Here is a 15,963-nt window from a genome sequence, read left to right on the forward strand (position 1 = left end):
CGCGTGGCCGGGACGGCGGAACGAAAAATGCTGGAAAACCCGCGTCGCGGGTTTTCTTTAAAGATTCTCAAATCTTTGTAATAATTATGCAGATTGGTTTTTAATCAGGAGAAAACCCGCGACGCGGGTTTTCCAGCATTTGTCCAAGAGCCAAAGGCTCTTGAGACGTCTCACGAGCTTTCAGCTCGTGGACTTTCCACGCTGGCGTTCCGTCCACGCGGAGCCGATGAGGCGAAGCGTAGGAACGCGGCCGAGGAGTGAAACGACGAGGACAAGAAGACAGCGTAAGGAAAATGCGATTCGCGAAGATTCGCGAAGATTCGCGGAGATTCGCGGTTAAATAATCTCAGGTATCTAAACAAATACGGTACACGAAATCGAAGTACATCCCATAACTAAGTTAGCCATTTAGTTGAGAGAACAGCGCGTAAGTTCTAATGGAAATAGAAAAATAAGAAATTATCTGTAGGTTTTCGTCAGATGCAGGACTTTGCAGCAGTGTTCCGCGAGCGAGGTGTAGAGATATGCCTGGTCGAGGTCTTTGCCGCCCGCAAAGGTCCCGTGTCCTTTGGCGATGACGATGTTTGCAGATGTGAGGCCTTTTGCCACGACGTCGGCAAGCTGCTGTGATCCGCAGGGTCCGTCAACGACCTGGATCGTCGGGGCAAGCAGTTTTCCTTCGCTGTCAATGGTCGTGATCTCGGCATCGCCAAGAAGGGAGAGGGCCACCGCATACGGCGGGTGGGCGTGGACGATCGCCTGATGTTGTGAGGCATTGTAGACCGCGGTATGCACCCGCCATTCGCTGGAGGCGCTCGGCGTGACCCGGCCGTTTAAGGGCATCAGGACGATCTGTTCCGGGTCGGCGTCCAGATATGAGCCGGTTTTTGTGATAAAGTATCCTTCATTGGCCCTGACACTCATATTCCCGAAGTTGCCGCCGACCAGATGTTCCAGAAACAGCCTTTTCCCGATACGGGTGAAATCTGCCCGCATTTCAGTGTCCCAGGCTCATCAGCCGGACGAGAATGGCTTTCTGGGCATGCAGGCGGTTCTCCGCCTGATCCCAGACCCCGCTCTGCATGGAGTCGATGACTTCATCGGTGATCTCTTCGCCCCGGTGTGCCGGCAGGCAGTGGAGAACGAGAGCGTCCGAGGCTGCCTTGTTCAGCAGCGCGGTGTCGAGCTGATAGCCGACGAAGTCTTTGAGTTTGGACTCTTTGATGTCCTCTTCGCCCATAGATATCCAGGTGTCGGTATAAATTGCATGGGCATCGGTCACGGCCCGCACAGGGTCGTCGTAGACGGTGACTTTGCCGCCGTTTTCTTTGGCGAATTTCACCGCTGCCGGATCGGGTTCGTAGCCTTTCGGCGTTCCGACCGCGATCTCCATACCGGTTTGGACGGAGGCCATGATGAGCGAATTGCAGACATTGTTTCCATCGCCTATCCACGCGATCTTCAGCCCGTCTAAGTCGCCGAACTTTTCCTTGAGGGTGAGTGAATCGGCCATGATCTGACAGGGGTGTTCCTTGTCGGAGAGAGCGTTTATGACGGGGATGGATGCGTATTTCGCGAACTCGGTGATGGTTTCGTGTTTGTAGGTCCGCATGATCGCCCCGTGAACATACCGGGACATAACGCGTGCCGTATCGGCGACGGTTTCTCCCCGGCCGAGCTGGGTCTCTTTGGCGTTGAGGTAGAGCGCATAGCCTCCCAGGTCGTACATGCCGACGTCAAACGACATCCGGGTCCGGGTGGACGCCTTTTCAAAGATCATTGCCAGGGTTTTTCCGGCGAGGAGGGGGTGGGGAACGCCGGCATACCGCTGGCGTTTGAGCCGGGCGGCGAGGGTGAGTATGTCTTCATACTCTTCGGCGGAGAGGTCGGTGATCGAAAGAAAGTCTTTTTTCATGAGCGAAGTTCCTTCATGTGGGCGATGCGTTTTGCAAACAGGGTCTCGGTTCCGATGTCGCTTCGGTATCTGACGTTTCCGGTGACGTTTCTGCAGGCCGCTTCCGCATATTTTTCCGCTTCGGCAAGACCGGCGCCGACGCCGACGTAGGCCATGGTCCGGGAGGTGAGTGTTTTCAGAACGCTGTTTTCCAATTCAACGTTTGCGTAGTAGAGGATGGTATTTTCCGCCGGACCCGGGGTGATAACGTCGCCTGCATGGGGTTTGTCAGGGTAGCCGGTCGGCACGAGATATTTGCAGACCGTGGCTTTCTTTTCAAAGGAGACGTCCTCTGCTGAAAGCGTGCCGCTGATGATGTGTTCTGCGATGGTGAAGAGGTCGGAGTTGAGGATGGTCAGGACGTTCATTGCTTCGGGGTCGCCGAACCGGGCGTTGAACTCGATGACTTTGGGGCCGGTTTTTGTGTTCATGAACTGACCGTAGAGGATGCCTTTGTAGGGGCTGCCCTCTTTTGCGAGGGCGTTGACGGTTGCCTGCATGATCGAAAGGGCACGGGCGTAGTCGGTCTCGGTGACGAAGGGGAACGTGTGGTCTTCGAGCGAGTAGGAGCCCATTCCGCCGGTGTTTGGGCCGACGTCTCCTTCGAATGCCCGTTTGTGATCCTGAACGAGCGGCATGGGAACGAGGGTTTTGCCGTCGGTGAATGCCATTAAGGTGAACTCTTCGCCGAGAAGACGTTCTTCGAGGATGATGACCTGATCTTTCAGGGTCATGGCATATTCGACGGCGCCTTCACGGTCGACCTGTTCGCCCATGACTTTGACACCTTTTCCGCCGGTAAGGCCGGTGGGTTTGACGGCGAGGTCGCCGGGATATTGCCGGATAAATGCGGCGGCTTCCTCCGGGGTTTTGCAGAGTTTGTAGGCCGGGCAGCCGTCGATTCCGTGCTTATTCATGAGTTCGCGGCAGAAGCCTTTGTCGGTTTCGATCCTGGCGGCTGCTTTGACCGGACCAACGCAGCCGATGCCTTCTTTGGTGAGGGCGTCGGCAAGACCTGCTTCCAGCGGAGCTTCGGGGCCGATGAAGGCGTATTGGATATTGTGTTCTTTGGCGAAGGCTCGTACTGCCGGAACATCCGTTTCTGCGTGGATGAGGGTTTCCCTGGCTATTTTGGCGATGCCGGGGTTCTTTTTACCCATGACGGAGTAGAGTTCGACGTTCGCATTTTTGGTGAGTGCTAAGCAGATGGCGTGTTCCCTTCCGCCACCTCCGGCCACTAGTATTTTCATATCCTTATCTATGGCGCGTCAACAGTCAAATAATGTTTCCACGAACACGGGATTTCCTGCGTGTCTGCAGACCTGATTCTGCTCTCCGGCAAGGAAATCTGTTCGCCCTGCCGCCATTTTCCGGCCGGGATGGCCGGATATCGATCCAGGTGTCATGTCTGCAGGTTCATTCGTCTTCGAAGGAGAACAGCTCCTCGACCGGGATCTTGAGGATCTTTGCCAGTGTGAAGCCGAGTTTGAGCGAGGGATTGTATTTGCCTTTTTCCAGATGGACGATCGTTTCTCTGCGGACGCCTGCGCGTTCTGCGAGTTCTCCCTGGGTCATTGCGAGTTTCTGCCGGCATTCGCGGATCTTTGTCTGCATCACTCCTCCCGGGATCTGACGTTTTCCGCCATTTCATAGATGATCAGACGGAGAATAAATACCATGACCGAAAAGACGAACACCAGAGTGAACAGGGTCGGGATCAGGGCAGGATCGCCGAGCAGGACGACTGCACAAAGGGCTGCGCAGAACAAGACGACCGAGGTAAAAAATGCGGTCGTTGCGGCTTTTTTTACATAGGTGTCAAAGAGTTCGTCGTATTTTTTCAGGGCATAAGTGAAGAACACAAAGAATCCAAAGAATCCGAAGTATCCAAAATTCCCGGTATAGAATCCGAGAAAGCCGAGGAACCCGATAAGTCCCATCAGTGCGATCATATTCATCTGTGATGTATTTGTCACAATATGTTATAAATATGTCACTTGAAAAAAGTTATGCGAGGAGTTCGCTTGCTTTGACGAGGGAATGGAGCGTGACTCCGTCTGCTGCGAGCAGTTTTTCTGCCCCGCCTTCCCGGTCGACTACGGTGATGACCGTATCGATCAGAGCGCCGGCTTTTCTGAGTTCATCAACGCCGTACTTTGAGGAACCGCCTGAGGTCGTGACGTCTTCGATCAAAAGGACGCGTTTTCCTTTGACGTTTCCGATGATCATTTCATTTTTCCCATGGTCTTTTGCTGCCGCCCGGATAACGGCGCAGGGTTTGTCTGCTGCCAGAGATACTGCTACGGCGAGCGGGACTCCTCCGACGGCCACTCCTGCGATGCACTCGAACTCGAAGGAAGCAGCGACCTCCGCGGCGATCTCTTGAAGCAGTTTCGGCTGCATGATCGCTGTTTTCACATCGATGTAATACCTGCTTTGGGCACCGGACGCGAGGGTGAAATCCCCAAACTCCACTGCCTTATACTGAACCAGAAGATCTAATATTCTGTTTACCATGGTACGTCCTTTAATCCGAGTAAGTATCCGATAATATTTGTTCCTCTATGTAATAGAGGTGACAGTATGAGGATCGCAATTAAGGTCGCGATGAAGAATCCGGCCGAGTCGAAGTTCTCGGCAAACCAGCCGATGTTTCCGGTCACGAGCAGAGCGAGCGTCATCAGAACAAGGGATCCGACGACCATGTCATACATGTCGGCGATCGGCCATTTGGCTCCCCGGTCCTTTCCCATCCTGCGCTTGAAGTAGCTCTTGATCATGTCGCCGAGAAGAGCGCCGGCAGCCAGGGAGCAGATGGTTACAAGGGTGTGTTTCGGCAGGAAATCCAGCTGGAAGCAGTCAACCAGAAATATCTGGACAAGACCGAAGATGATACCGACAATAATACCGCCGATCAGTCCGCGCCATGTTTTTCCGTCGCCGAGGATCCGGCGTCCGTCTTTTGCACATCTGCCGAAGTCTACCGGCGTTCCTCCGCCGAGTAAAGCGGCGGCAGGATTTGGAATGTAGGCCGGGATCATGATCCAGACTGCCCAGAGGCATGCCATTGCGGCTGTCATCAGAAGTTCCATACTCAAACTCTCACTCTCATTCTTTTATAGTTACACGCGAATTAGTATAATACTTCTATTTCAAGGGAGTTAACCATGACGCTCGTAAAGAAAACCAAAAGCCTGTGCCCCGTCTGTGGTAAATTGCTTGACGCGGAGATTACTGAAAAGGACGGCGCAATATGGATATGCCGGACCTGTCCTGAACACGGGTATGCAGAGACCCTCTACTGGTCGGATGCTGCGATGTACCGGAGGTTTGACACGTATGACCGCGTCGGCAGAGGCGTCGAAAACCCGAATGTGACGCTTTCCGGCGAGTGTACGACCCGCTGCGGGCTGTGTGCGAATCATAAATCCGGCACGCTTCTTGCAAATATCGACGTGACGAACCGATGCAATCTGAAGTGCGAGTTCTGTTTTGCCAATGCAAAAGCATGCGGGTATGTGTATGAACCGACCTTCGATGAGATCGCCTCGATGCTGGCGCTTCTCAGGAACGAAAAACCGGTCCCGTGTCCGGCAGTTCAGTTTTCCGGCGGAGAGCCGACGATGCGAGATGACCTGGCGGAGCTCATCAAAAAAGCCAGGGAACTTGGATTCAGTCAGGTGCAGATGGCTTCAAACGGGGTCAAGCTTGCCCAGAATCCCGAGCTGGCAAAGACGCTTCGTCAGGCAGGACTTTCGACGGTGTATCTCCACTTTGACGGTATTTCCAAAGAGACGAACCCTCTTCTGGAAAAGACCAGTCTTCCGGCGATCGAGAACTGCCGGAAAGCCGGTCTGGGCGTAGTGCTTGTCCCGACGATCATTCACGGGCAGAACGATCATGAGATCGGGGGCATCATCCAGTTTGCCGCGAAGAATGTCGATATCGTCCGCGGGATCAACTTCCAGCCCGTCGCTTTCACCGGCGCGGCAAAAGCGGATGATGTGCAGCGTGAACGGGTCACGATCCCTGATATCACCCGGTGTGTCGAGGAACAGATGGGCGGGCAGCTGAAGTCTTCCGATTTCTATCCGATCCCGTCGGTAATGACGATCTGTGATCTGATCGAGGCATATACCGGAAAGCCCCAGATCATGTTCTGCGCCCATCCTCACTGCGGGGCGGCCACCTACGGATTTATCAACGATGACGGGGATATCGTCCCGATCACGCGGTTTGTCGATGTGGATAAGTTCTTTGCCGAGGCAAATCTGATGGCGGAGAAGTTCAAGACCGCCGGCAAGACCGGGAAGTATCTGGCGATGGCGTCGGGTCTTGGCAGGATCAACAAGGCTCTTACAAAAGAAGAGGTCGAGGGGATCAGGATCGATCTGAAGAAACTGATCTACGATGCTCTCGTCAAACATGATTACGAGTCGCTTGGCAAGTTCCATGAAAAAGCGCTCTTTATCGGGACGATGCATTTCATGGACGCCTTCAACTATGACACCGACCGTGTTTCCCGGTGCTGTATCCATTATGCGACGCCGGACGGCAGACTGATTCCGTTCTGTACATATAACAGCGGGCCGACGTATCGGGAAGAGGTCTGGAAGAAGGGCGCAAAGCCGTTGAACGAGTAAGGTGGGCTGATGGGGTTTTGGAACCGTGAGGGTGTCTCCCCCTCGGGAACACTTTTTTCCTGGGATGAGCTTTCCCGTATTTCACGAAAAGGCGCACTGCTTTCTGCTCTGAAAGAAAAAGGTCAGCTGTATTCTCCGGAAGATCTGGAGCTGATGCTTAACCGTTATGCAAAAAAGCTTGAGAATGTGCCCAAAGACTACGGCGATTCTCTGCTGTATTATGCCCGGATCCAGATCGTCGACGGGTATCACCGGATGATGACCGATGAGCTGAGCGAGATCCGGGGGGCCGTTCCCCTTGCTTCTTCATGGAAGAAGTTCACGGCGGATGCAAAGGCGGCGGCATCGAAAGGAACGCCCGGTGACCGGCTTCGCTCTCTCAAATATCTGATCGCCGCCTACACGGTTTACATCAGGGAAGAGCCGGTTCACCCGGTCGGTATGCCGTTTCCCGGCGGGTTTTCCGTTGAACTGTATGACGGGGAGTATTACTGCCCGGTCCGCGCTGTCTGGAATGATATCGATGATGCATTCTGTAAATTCTGTCCCGCGATCCAAAGCAGGGAACGCGATCTTCTTTTGTCGAAATCCGAGCGTGATATTGTGACAAAAAAAGAGAAACTCAATAATTATTTTTATAATTTTAAAGGATAACTTTCCTTGACCGGCTTCTGCCCGGTCAACCATATATATTTTAACCAGACGGCACCAACTAACTACTGCAATGAACAGTGGCATCTGCCCGAAATGTGGTTTACCAAAGGAACTCTGTATTTGTGAAGAAGTCGCAAAAGAACAGCAGCGTATAAGTGTTAAAGTCAGCAAGAGACGGTACGGCAAAGAAGTGACGGTTGTCGACGGTCTCGATCCGTACGAGATCGATTTAGAGGATCTGTCCAAGTTTCTCAAAGGCCGGCTTGCATGCGGAGGCACCGTGAAGGAAAACTCTATTGAGCTTCAGGGAAATCATCGTGACAGAGTAAAAACTCTTCTGACGTCACGCGGATACAGTCTCGAAAATATCAATTAACCATATCCAATATTTTTCATCCGCTCTTTTTTCTGTAGAGAAACGGCCTTAAAAAAAATAGTTAGCTTTCGATGAATTCCTTGATCTTCTGATACAGGAACTCATTTACTTTTTCGATCTCTTCTTTGCTGCCCCGGAATGCCAGGAGTTCACGTTCGTCGTTGACCATGTTGGCATAGTTCAGCGGGCGGGTGACTCTGACAAGTTCGACGTTGAATTTCAGCGCCGCGTCGCGAATGACCGTTCTTGGAGTGCCCGGGGGGATAACTAAATCAAATTCTTCGTCTGCCATATTACTTACCTATCTTTTGGCGTTTTGCCATTATACAATGTCCGCCCCGGACCCCGCCGATCGGGCATTTTGGATTGCCGATACTGTTCATACACCGTCCCATCAGCGCTGCTCCGCGGGCGAGTCCGTCGTCGACGAAGACGAGGTGATCGACAGCATCGTCATAGATGCCGCGCTCTATCACGCCTTCAAGGATGTACTGGGGTTTGTTTCCGGAGATGATCGCACGGCCGGTGAATCCGATCGAGCTGTTTTTCGGGAGGAAATTTCGTTTGATACAGAGGTCGATGATCTTGAGCGCGACGTTTGCACAGACCCGGTCGCTCACTTCCCGGACGACCTCCTTATTTTCGTTTTTGGCAATGTCGGCTCCGATGGATTCCAGGTCGGCTGTCCGATCACCGTTCACGCCGATATCGACGCCTATCAAAACGATGCCCGAATCTTCGGCGACATCGGCGCAGACGGGAACTTTTCCGAAATGCGTGCGGTCACGCGGAACTTCGGTGACGTCGATGATCTCCATGCAGCGTTCGACGTAGGGCAGTGCTTTTTTCGTAGCACGGGTCGAGGAGGGTTTGCATTTTTCGCCGAACAGGTCGAGCGCGGTTCCTTTCTTTTTATCGACGAGACCTGTTCCTCTGATGATCGCATCTGGTATGGCGCCGGCGAGGCCGCAGAAGTTTCCGATGGTTTTTGCAAACGGATTTTCCGCTTTGGAATCGACATCGCTGGTGATACGGCCGTCAAGCGTTGTTCCAAAGTCCATGGAGATGCAGGGGTTTCTGAAGTCGACGCCTGTCCATTTGGCGCCCTCTTTTATTCCTGCCATTGCGAGTTCCCCCTCCATCTCGTTTGCGACCATCTCGACACCGGTGGATCCGATCGGGGGCATTACGCCGGCGATTGCTCCGGTGAAAACGAGCCGGTCGGCATAGGAAAAGTCTCTGAGTTTTTTCGGCAGGCTGTTGATCCCCATCGGGGGGGTCATCTTTTTTGGCGGGACGCCGGCGAGCAGGCATCCGTTTGCGAGTGCCTTGACGAACTCGCCGACCTGATCGGGCGAGTCCATTGCGGCAACGACGCCTGTACTTCTGACAACGAAGTCGAGTTCATCCTTGATGCTCAGATCTGCATCTTTGTGGCATTTGATCAGCGTGTCTTTGACAAGTTCGGTGACGGATTCCCGTGTGAGTTCCGTTCCGTCAAGGGTGGCTCCAAAGACTTCTTCTCCGTTTTTTGGTTTTCGAACGTCCCTGCTCATGGAAACGGTTTTGTTGATGATATAGGATTTTCCGGTATCAAGGTTCGTACCTGTCAGGATGCATTTGGTGGTGGTGTTTCCCATCTCTACGGATGCGACGATGAAATAAGGATTGGACTTGTATTCGGGCACCTGCATTCCTGCCCCGTGACCTGTCGAGGGCGGCGGTACACTCTCAACGATCCAGGGTTTCTTTGCAGCGAACCGGTCAAAAAAACCTGCCGACATAATACACTGAATCTGTATGCAATGGGGAAATAGGTTTCGTTATTGATTGGCTGGGTAAAAAAGAGGGTTATTCAAGTTCGTCGAAGACCAGTTCATAGATCCAGTCTTCAAGCATTTTGCAGTGTTCGACGGTACACTCCTCATCACAGGCTACACACGGAACGATGCAGTCTCCTGCCATCAGAAGGCTGGGGTCGACAGCCTGGGAGGTGTGGACAACGGTAATGAGATACGTTCGTGTCCCGTCCTTTTTGGTTTCTTCCCGGGCTATAAGGCCTGCATCCTCAAGTTTTTTGAGGATGCGCGAACATGTGCGGCTGTCCACCTCGATAGCTTTCCAGAGGTCACTCTGCAGAACACCTTTGGGATGCTCTTTGAGATAGGCAAATGTTTTTTCGTCCGCTTCGTTTAGTTCAGTTTCTCTGGACATATTCAGTTCAGCGGAGAGATGGTGAGGATGTTGTTTCCGCGGATGACGACGGTGCCGATGTTTCTTCGGCCGTTTGCGGTGATCTCGACGGTCTCTTCGAGGTGAAGGTTGAGATACTCGTCCATTGCGACGAGCCGGCCCTCGAATTTACATCCTTCATCTTTTATCTCCACGGAAATTTTTGAGTCAACGAGCGAGTTGACTTTTTTTATCGGAAGGACAATGCTGGATACCATATCTCTAAGTGTTAGTTATATGACGTAATTAATCTGTTCTTTTGTGACAAGGCATGCCTAAAGGATCAGGGATCTTACGGTCGGAAGGCTGCGGAGTTTCTGAATCGCTTCTGCCGGGATCACGCCGTCGATTATGATGACAAGGCGCGGTGTTTCGACCACGTAGGGGTCGGTGACGAAGATCTGCCGGAGCGTGAGGTCGTAGGAGGCAAGGACGTCAACTGCCGAGGAGACGATGTTTTTGTCGCCGGCATTGTTCGGGAGGATGGTGATCACGGAAAGGCCGAGGTTTTTGGCAACGTCCGTCAGGTCGGGGGTGACGCGCAGACGGGAAAAGAGGGACTGCAGTTCATCGATTTCGATGATCCGGCGAAGGGTGGCGTCCACGACCCGCCTGTCGACTTTTATGACTCGGGAAAGGGCGGATGCCGATATTTCTATGCCGTTTACTATGGTTTTTCCTTCGGGAGAGACGCCAAACCCGTTTTCAAGAAGAAAACGGACGACTCTCTGCTGCGAGGGGGAGTCCTGGAACTGATCAAGTATTTTCCGCCACATTGTATCTTTGTGTCTATCACGGAATACATATATACGCTTCCCTGGATTTTTGTACAGAGGTGACCCGGATCTCTGTGTAAATCCAGCAGATTTATTTACTTGACTGACCCACATGTATAGGTCGCACAGTGCGAGGGTAGCCAAGCCAGGTCAACGGCGCTAGCTTGAGGGGCTAGTCTAGTAGTAGTTCTTGGGTTCGAATCCCATCCCTCGCATATGGATGTGATGTTTTTGCATTCAGATTTCTTTTGATTCGTTTTGTACATTTTTGTTCGGAGGTTTACCTCCGTCAGATTTCCATCTTCGACTATTTCTTCCAGCTGTTTTTCTTTGACATTTTCATAAAAGAAACCGCGATTGGTTGTCAGGTTTCTGCATATCCTTTAATACTTCGCCGGATACCTTATTACCAGGAACAAAAGAGCCATGGCAGAAAATCCGAAGGAGGTTTCCGACAGACCCGTTATCGGCCTTGAGAAAGAGCTCCAGGAAATCAATGAGGCCGTTGAACGGTTTGGGGACGGGGTGCCGGCGCACATAGCGATCGTTTCCGAACCGCTTGGCGGCAGGACAACGATCGCCAATGAGATCCGGCGCCTTTACGGCGAAAGGGTCACCTATCTTCCGCTGAAGTTCGTGATGTCACCCTCCTCCCTCCCGGATTTTTCTGCCAGTCCGGGGGATATTATCCTGATAGACAACTGCCGTCTGCTTGCAACGCGGAGGATCGGCGGTTTCGATGTGCTTGATGCATTTTTGCTTGCCCTGATCTCTTCAAAGAAACTCTTTATCACGACATGGAATATGTACAGCTGGCAGTATCTTTCGGCAGTGATGAACATCGAGGCATATTTCTCGACCGTTATCGTTCTTGCGAGGATGGACGCGCCCGATCTCAAACAGGTGATCATGTCCAGGTATAAGCCCGGGGAGATCCGGTTTATCAACGACGGGGTTGCTGAGCGCTCGATGTTTTTCTCTCTGGTCCATAAACAGGTCCGTTTGCCGCTGAAGGGTGCTGAAGTATCAATTCCCTGGATAAAACTGAACTTTACTCTCATGCTTCGCCGGCTTCCCAGAAAAAAACGCATCCAGATATCCATTGAGGACTTGATATTTGAAAAGATCAACAGGATCTCCCGGGGAAATCCGGGTGTGGCCGTCCATCTGTGGGAGGCGAGCCTGGAAGATAATGTTATTTCGCTGAATGCTATCACCGAGACCGTCTATTCCATCAATCTCGATACCAGTGAATCATTCATCCTCACGATCATTTTGTCGATGAAATCCCTGCAGGAGGATGATCTGATCGCGATCGTCGGGTCGGAGATGGATATCCGGCGTGTGCTCTACCGTCTTGTCTGTGAGGGGCTTGTGAGGAATGATGACGGGTATTACAGTATTCCGGCGTTTGCACTTGAGCCGGTTGCCGAGTACCTGAAAAAGACCAGGAGACTGTGGTGATCATGGCTGATACGCTGCTTACAAATGTTACAACGGGTGTCGTCACCGAACTCCCGTTTAAGACCCTCGACCTGAATCTTGTTCTCTATATTGTATTCATCATCGTCTTTGCTTATGTCCTGAACCGGCTGCTCGGTTTTGTTCTGACCCATATCTCGGAACGGATGGGCTGGCACCGGACCACGGTGACCATGGTGATCCCGCTTCTGAAGCTTATCGTTTCGGTGACCGCCCTTTATTACATCATAATTGCCGTTATCGAGCCTTCGCTGACCCAATTGATCGCCTTTTCGGGTCTCTTCGGCGCTGCTGTCGGTTTTGGTTTGAAGGATGTTTTTGCCGATATCATCGGGGGGATCGTCATCATCTTTGAAAAACCCTACCAGATCGGCGACAAGGTATCCATCGGAGGTACGTATGGGGAGGTGAAAAACATCGGGATCCGTTCTACCCGTTTGCAGACCCCTGATGATGAACAGGTCTCGATCCCGAATGTTACGGTATTCAGTCAGCCGGTGACCAGCGGGAATGCGGGGGATCTTGCTATGATGATAGTCATCGATCTCTATATCCATCCGGAATCCGATGCAGAGATGGCTATGAAGATCCTTAAAGAAGCGTTGGTCACATCAAAATATGTGATCATCTCGAAAAAATATACTTATACCGTGCTTCTTGAGGATTTCCCGTTCTACATGCGTGTCCGGGCAAAGGGGTATGTCAATGATCTCCGGCTCGAGTTCGAGTTTAAATCGGAAGTTACCCGGCGGGCGTGGTCGGAGTTCAGAATAGCAGGGATCCGGCCGCCGTCGTTTGTTCCCGCTGCGGGGGATCAGGGTCATCTGCCGGGTGAAGCTGCGGCATAATTTGATTTTCAGGCAGTCGTCATAACCATTTCACAAAACTCGGCATCCAGTCCCCCATCTGATAACGACCGTACTCAAAAATACTGCTGTCCATCAGCTGTCAGAAAAAAGGAGACGGGTTATTTCATTTTCCTGTGACGTTATCCTTCTCCAGATACGAACGGATCCGATCACCCACATTCTTTCTGAGGTTCCCGTAAAAGACCGCATAGTCGTACATGTGGTAGACACCTTCCGGGAAGGTGACACTGGTCGCCGGTAATTCTTCCGGATTGGAAATATTCGTTATCACCAACGCGTTGTGTATGATTTGAGCTGCTGCAAAGTTCGGGTATCTGTCCGGATTTTTTGGATGCTCATGTTTAAAGAACACTGCTTCTATATTTTCCGAAGCAGGTACAAACGTGGTATCGGTTGTCCAACTCAGAGGATTTACCACAAACGTTCCGGGAATGATCGTTGGCCCCTCCTTTTCCTTGTCATCTGCATCGGATATCGTATTATATGTGATAAAACATTCCGTTTCCGTTGCAGATTCACAGATTTTCATCAGGGGATTTTGTTCGAGATCCGACGGTGTGATCGAATACCCGATAACATACGCCGCTACAAGTCTCTTCAGGGATCCTGCATCGCCGGTCAGGAGCTCTCCTGCTTTTGAGAGTTCAACGACCCTGACCGATCCCTGACTGTGGGCCGCGAGAATAATGGGGCGTTCGCCTTTGTTGAAATGTTTCAGAAAATAGTCAAATGCACGGATGAGGTCCTGCTGTCCCAGATCAAAGATAGGTTTTGCCTCGGTCAGCATCAAAGGATTTATTTTTACATTGTTCTGCCGGTAAAACGGTGCGTAAATATTTGCCTGCCCGTCGAATATGCTGGCCTGTTCCACGAGTGTCCAGTGCGCTTTCTCCCGTAATGCCGCATTGCTGATATCCATCAGATAGGTCACATTGTCGGAGAGAATGGTAGGATACACCCAGAACACATCGACCGGCTGTTTTTCCCTGCTGAAGTGTGCGGGCATTACAAGCCAGCTGTCGGGATTTGTATAATTCGGAGAGGCGGGGACATCCGTATCCGGATCAAAGGCAGGCAGTGTTCTCGGAATTCCTAACTCCCGGCCTCGCAAATCATCCAGTGTGAGTTTTCCTCCTTGGTTTACGGTCATAATCTGTTTATATGTCCAAGAAATGCATATTATTTTTGATTTGGGGTAGCTATTACCTCGCATTCTTTTGTTTTCAGAGTCTTGATCTATGATTTATCATCTTCGTCTTAGCGTATCTGCTGATTTTTATGAAAAATACGTAAAAAAAGGTGAGAGTGTTATTTTTATTTCCGGTCTGTATTCGGTCCGGCAAAGTAGAACACGCCTCTTTTTCCCCTCTGGATATGGACCGTTCCCTCTTCAAGAAGGCCGGAGAGGTATTTGGCCACTTCATGATGATGTAATCCGGTCATGGATGCGAGATCTTCGACCGTCGAAGGCCGGATGCGGAGAGTTTTCAGGATCTGTTCATGCGTGCTTTCTCCGGCTCTGCAGACATCGGGCTGCTCACAGCAGACTCCTGCCACATCTACAGGGATCTTGAGTTCGGCAAAGTATTTCCTGATATTTTCCAGCTCGTCCGGATCCGGGGCCGTGACCCAGTCCTCTGCCGCCGGCCGGTCGAGCGTGTTCAGCTGGATGCGTGCAGGTTGGATTTTATCTATAACGTCTCGAAGTGATGCCAGTTCTTCTAAGCTGGTGTTCAGATCCGGTATGAGGAAGATCTCCAGCCAGATCTCACCATGGAATTCCTTTCGAAACTCCAGTATGTCACTGATGATCGTTTTTATTAAGAGGCAGGTATCTGGGCGATGGATTTTTTCAAACGTTTCCTGCGATGTGCTGGTCAGGGTAGGGATAACCAGATCCGCCTGGGATAAATCCGCAGCGACCTCCTTATTCCCCAGCAGGCTCCCGTTCGTGAGAACGGCGACTTTATATTCAGGATAGGCAGTTTTCAGGTGTCTGATGATCCGTCCGATCGAGAGGGAGAGGGTCGGTTCACCGGATCCGGCAAATGTTATGTAATCCAAAGTAGGTCTTTCTCTGAGGACTGTATCCAGCTGGGAGATCACCTCTTCAGTTGGAAAAAACTCGGCCCTTTTTGTCGTGATATGGGTGGTCGCTCCGCATTCACAGTAGACACAGTCATATGAACAGGTCTTGAAGGGCAGAAGATCGATCCCAAGTGACCTTCCGAGTCTGCGGGACATGACCGGCCCGAAGATATGGTTTTCTGTCATTTCAATCCCCCGTATCTGTGCCAAGGGGCGTTTTTCGTCATTGGTATCTCATTTAGTGCTAAAAGATAATAATAGAATTTTTTGAGGGTCGTGCTGATAGTTTGTCTCATCGTTTTGTCTATCACCTGCAGCGTTCATTTATCTGAATCGTTCATCAGCCCTGGCCGACCCTGCGTTACCGGCGGTCTGATCGAGCCATCCTGCTTTTGCATCGGAAAACGCATCGAATGCCGGCACATAGGGTTTTATATCCAGCAGAGGTGTTCCGTCAAGAAGATCGACATTCTCTATTATCAGGACGTTTTCCTCGACCGCGATCAGTCTGACGATCGAGATTCCGATCGCATTCGGGCGTTTCGGCGCGCGTGTTGCAAAAACACCGTGCCGGGCAGTGTCCAGAAACGGCGTGACTTCGAGGGAGTATCCTTTCGATCTGTGAAATGCATAGATGAGGATTATGTGGGAGAATCCTTTCAGATCGGCAAGGCCGGCTGTCAGATCAGGACGCAGAGCGATGGTCCCGCGCACGCCTTTTGCTCCGGCCGGCTGGATCGGCATCCCTGCTGTATCGGTAAAGGGTGACCGAACGATCCCTATCGGCGTGTATCTGAATGAATCCGCCTGGCATACGGTAGAACCCATCTCCTCCTCATCTTTGTTCGCGGTTTTATCCATAGTGTCTGCTTTCATTTTATTTTTTAGA

Annotated in this window: 20 protein-coding genes and 1 tRNA gene; 6 read left to right on the forward strand and 15 right to left on the reverse strand. The window is 51.6% G+C overall.

Going from position 1 to position 15,963, the window contains the following annotated elements:
* Positions 1–459: 459 nt before the first annotated feature.
* The 7 genes from EYA77_RS07790 to EYA77_RS07825 all read right to left on the reverse strand — a co-directional run bounded on the left by EYA77_RS07790 (position 460) and on the right by EYA77_RS07825 (position 4,995).
* Positions 460–996 carry an aldolase gene (locus EYA77_RS07790; RefSeq protein ID WP_167816375.1) on the reverse strand — a complete coding sequence of 179 codons (537 nt, stop codon included), beginning with the start codon at positions 994–996 and terminating at the stop codon, positions 460–462.
* A 1-nt stretch (position 997) separates the two neighbouring features.
* Entirely contained in the window at positions 998–1,915 is a 918-nt protein-coding gene (gene argF / locus EYA77_RS07795; RefSeq protein ID WP_095642345.1) for an ornithine carbamoyltransferase, read from the reverse strand.
* Positions 1,912–3,204: a phosphoribosylamine--glycine ligase gene (gene purD, locus EYA77_RS07800; RefSeq protein WP_167816376.1), complete on the reverse strand. Its 1,293-nt coding sequence runs from the start codon at positions 3,202–3,204 to the stop codon at positions 1,912–1,914. Before purD ends, argF begins: the two co-directional genes overlap by 4 nt.
* 166 nt (positions 3,205–3,370) lie before the next feature.
* Entirely contained in the window at positions 3,371–3,568 is a 198-nt protein-coding gene (locus tag EYA77_RS07810; protein WP_042696467.1) for a helix-turn-helix transcriptional regulator, read from the reverse strand.
* The gene (locus tag EYA77_RS07815) at positions 3,568–3,912 is read right to left on the reverse strand and encodes a DUF3796 domain-containing protein (protein WP_209315036.1); all 345 of its coding nucleotides are present in this window, start codon (positions 3,910–3,912) and stop codon (positions 3,568–3,570) included. The genes EYA77_RS07810 and EYA77_RS07815 overlap by 1 nt, the downstream gene beginning before the upstream one ends.
* A 49-nt stretch (positions 3,913–3,961) precedes the next feature.
* On the reverse strand, positions 3,962–4,471 hold the full coding sequence (gene pyrE / locus EYA77_RS07820) for an orotate phosphoribosyltransferase (protein WP_095642348.1): 510 nt from the start codon (positions 4,469–4,471) through the stop codon (positions 3,962–3,964).
* Positions 4,465–4,995, reverse strand: coding sequence for a CDP-2,3-bis-(O-geranylgeranyl)-sn-glycerol synthase (locus EYA77_RS07825; protein ID WP_245241232.1), 531 nt, complete (start codon positions 4,993–4,995; stop codon positions 4,465–4,467). The genes pyrE and EYA77_RS07825 overlap by 7 nt, the downstream gene beginning before the upstream one ends.
* A 126-nt stretch (positions 4,996–5,121) precedes the next feature.
* Between EYA77_RS07825 and tes the strand changes: the two genes are divergently transcribed.
* The 3 genes from tes to yciH all read left to right on the forward strand — a co-directional run bounded on the left by tes (position 5,122) and on the right by yciH (position 7,627).
* Positions 5,122–6,597: a tetraether lipid synthase Tes gene (gene tes / locus EYA77_RS07830; protein WP_095642349.1), complete on the forward strand. Its 1,476-nt coding sequence runs from the start codon at positions 5,122–5,124 to the stop codon at positions 6,595–6,597.
* 9 nt (positions 6,598–6,606) lie between these two features.
* Positions 6,607–7,251 carry a DUF2115 domain-containing protein gene (locus EYA77_RS07835; protein WP_095642350.1) on the forward strand — a complete coding sequence of 215 codons (645 nt, stop codon included), beginning with the start codon at positions 6,607–6,609 and terminating at the stop codon, positions 7,249–7,251.
* 70 nt (positions 7,252–7,321) lie between these two features.
* Positions 7,322–7,627, forward strand: a complete 306-nt coding sequence (yciH, locus tag EYA77_RS07840) for a stress response translation initiation inhibitor YciH (RefSeq protein ID WP_167816378.1) — start codon at positions 7,322–7,324, stop codon at positions 7,625–7,627.
* Positions 7,628–7,688: 61 nt separating this feature from the next.
* On the opposite strand, the gene EYA77_RS07845 is transcribed toward yciH, so the two are convergent.
* The 5 genes from EYA77_RS07845 to EYA77_RS07865 form a co-directional block, all read right to left on the reverse strand.
* Positions 7,689–7,919 (reverse strand): hypothetical protein, encoded by a 231-nt coding sequence (locus EYA77_RS07845; RefSeq protein ID WP_042696460.1) that lies wholly within the window; start codon positions 7,917–7,919, stop codon positions 7,689–7,691.
* A 1-nt stretch (position 7,920) separates the two neighbouring features.
* A complete protein-coding gene (locus EYA77_RS07850) occupies positions 7,921–9,411 on the reverse strand; it encodes a methanogenesis marker 14 protein (protein ID WP_042696458.1) in 1,491 nt (496 codons plus the stop codon).
* Positions 9,412–9,478: 67 nt separating this feature from the next.
* Positions 9,479–9,841, reverse strand: a complete 363-nt coding sequence (locus tag EYA77_RS07855) for a MarR family transcriptional regulator (protein WP_095642352.1) — start codon at positions 9,839–9,841, stop codon at positions 9,479–9,481.
* A 2-nt stretch (positions 9,842–9,843) separates the two neighbouring features.
* Complete coding sequence (locus EYA77_RS07860; protein WP_011832702.1) at positions 9,844–10,077, reverse strand: LSM domain-containing protein; 234 nt, start codon at positions 10,075–10,077, stop codon at positions 9,844–9,846.
* A 57-nt stretch (positions 10,078–10,134) separates the two neighbouring features.
* Entirely contained in the window at positions 10,135–10,635 is a 501-nt protein-coding gene (locus EYA77_RS07865; RefSeq protein WP_042696453.1) for a regulator of amino acid metabolism, contains ACT domain protein, read from the reverse strand.
* 130 nt (positions 10,636–10,765) lie between these two features.
* On the opposite strand from EYA77_RS07865, the gene EYA77_RS07870 reads away from it, so the two are divergent.
* The 3 genes from EYA77_RS07870 to EYA77_RS07880 all read left to right on the forward strand — a co-directional run bounded on the left by EYA77_RS07870 (position 10,766) and on the right by EYA77_RS07880 (position 12,965).
* Positions 10,766–10,850, forward strand: a tRNA-Leu gene (locus EYA77_RS07870).
* Between the two features lie 211 nt (positions 10,851–11,061).
* On the forward strand, positions 11,062–12,099 hold the full coding sequence (locus tag EYA77_RS07875; protein ID WP_167816379.1) for a hypothetical protein: 1,038 nt from the start codon (positions 11,062–11,064) through the stop codon (positions 12,097–12,099).
* Positions 12,100–12,101: 2 nt separating this feature from the next.
* A complete protein-coding gene (locus EYA77_RS07880) occupies positions 12,102–12,965 on the forward strand; it encodes a mechanosensitive ion channel family protein (RefSeq protein ID WP_167816380.1) in 864 nt (287 codons plus the stop codon).
* 124 nt (positions 12,966–13,089) lie between these two features.
* On the opposite strand, the gene EYA77_RS07885 is transcribed toward EYA77_RS07880, so the two are convergent.
* The 3 genes from EYA77_RS07885 to tsaA all read right to left on the reverse strand — a co-directional run bounded on the left by EYA77_RS07885 (position 13,090) and on the right by tsaA (position 15,950).
* Positions 13,090–14,136, reverse strand: coding sequence for a DUF3089 domain-containing protein (locus tag EYA77_RS07885; protein WP_167816381.1), 1,047 nt, complete (start codon positions 14,134–14,136; stop codon positions 13,090–13,092).
* Positions 14,137–14,300: 164 nt separating this feature from the next.
* On the reverse strand, positions 14,301–15,260 hold the full coding sequence (locus EYA77_RS07890) for a radical SAM protein (RefSeq protein ID WP_167816382.1): 960 nt from the start codon (positions 15,258–15,260) through the stop codon (positions 14,301–14,303).
* 138 nt (positions 15,261–15,398) lie between these two features.
* Complete coding sequence (gene tsaA, locus EYA77_RS07895) at positions 15,399–15,950, reverse strand: tRNA (N6-threonylcarbamoyladenosine(37)-N6)-methyltransferase TrmO (protein WP_209315037.1); 552 nt, start codon at positions 15,948–15,950, stop codon at positions 15,399–15,401.
* Between the last annotated feature and the right edge of the window lie 13 nt (positions 15,951–15,963).

The organism is Methanocorpusculum sp. GPch4, from assembly GCF_012062385.1.
In the GTDB taxonomy this organism is placed as follows: domain Archaea; phylum Halobacteriota; class Methanomicrobia; order Methanomicrobiales; family Methanocorpusculaceae; genus Methanocorpusculum; species Methanocorpusculum parvum.

Bases quoted from the DNA above. Each gene is read 5' to 3' on its own strand.
- EYA77_RS07835 (WP_095642350.1), top strand. From the start codon at position 6,607: ATGGGGTTTTGGAACCGTGAGGGTGTCTCCCCCTCGGGAACACTTTTT.
- tsaA (WP_209315037.1), bottom strand. From the start codon at position 15,950: ATGAAAGCAGACACTATGGATAAAACCGCGAACAAAGATGAGGAGGAG.
- EYA77_RS07855 (WP_095642352.1), bottom strand. From the start codon at position 9,841: ATGTCCAGAGAAACTGAACTAAACGAAGCGGACGAAAAAACATTTGCC.
- EYA77_RS07885 (WP_167816381.1), bottom strand. From the start codon at position 14,136: ATGACCGTAAACCAAGGAGGAAAACTCACACTGGATGATTTGCGAGGC.
- purD (WP_167816376.1), bottom strand. From the start codon at position 3,204: ATGAAAATACTAGTGGCCGGAGGTGGCGGAAGGGAACACGCCATCTGC.
- EYA77_RS07880 (WP_167816380.1), top strand. From the start codon at position 12,102: ATGGCTGATACGCTGCTTACAAATGTTACAACGGGTGTCGTCACCGAA.
- EYA77_RS07850 (WP_042696458.1), bottom strand. From the start codon at position 9,411: ATGTCGGCAGGTTTTTTTGACCGGTTCGCTGCAAAGAAACCCTGGATC.
- pyrE (WP_095642348.1), bottom strand. From the start codon at position 4,471: ATGGTAAACAGAATATTAGATCTTCTGGTTCAGTATAAGGCAGTGGAG.
- EYA77_RS07860 (WP_011832702.1), bottom strand. From the start codon at position 10,077: ATGGTATCCAGCATTGTCCTTCCGATAAAAAAAGTCAACTCGCTCGTT.
- EYA77_RS07825 (WP_245241232.1), bottom strand. From the start codon at position 4,995: ATGATCCCGGCCTACATTCCAAATCCTGCCGCCGCTTTACTCGGCGGA.
- EYA77_RS07810 (WP_042696467.1), bottom strand. From the start codon at position 3,568: ATGCAGACAAAGATCCGCGAATGCCGGCAGAAACTCGCAATGACCCAG.
- EYA77_RS07845 (WP_042696460.1), bottom strand. From the start codon at position 7,919: ATGGCAGACGAAGAATTTGATTTAGTTATCCCCCCGGGCACTCCAAGA.
- argF (WP_095642345.1), bottom strand. From the start codon at position 1,915: ATGAAAAAAGACTTTCTTTCGATCACCGACCTCTCCGCCGAAGAGTAT.
- EYA77_RS07890 (WP_167816382.1), bottom strand. From the start codon at position 15,260: ATGACAGAAAACCATATCTTCGGGCCGGTCATGTCCCGCAGACTCGGA.
- EYA77_RS07790 (WP_167816375.1), bottom strand. From the start codon at position 996: ATGCGGGCAGATTTCACCCGTATCGGGAAAAGGCTGTTTCTGGAACAT.
- EYA77_RS07815 (WP_209315036.1), bottom strand. From the start codon at position 3,912: ATGAATATGATCGCACTGATGGGACTTATCGGGTTCCTCGGCTTTCTC.
- EYA77_RS07875 (WP_167816379.1), top strand. From the start codon at position 11,062: ATGGCAGAAAATCCGAAGGAGGTTTCCGACAGACCCGTTATCGGCCTT.
- yciH (WP_167816378.1), top strand. From the start codon at position 7,322: ATGAACAGTGGCATCTGCCCGAAATGTGGTTTACCAAAGGAACTCTGT.
- tes (WP_095642349.1), top strand. From the start codon at position 5,122: ATGACGCTCGTAAAGAAAACCAAAAGCCTGTGCCCCGTCTGTGGTAAA.
- EYA77_RS07865 (WP_042696453.1), bottom strand. From the start codon at position 10,635: ATGTGGCGGAAAATACTTGATCAGTTCCAGGACTCCCCCTCGCAGCAG.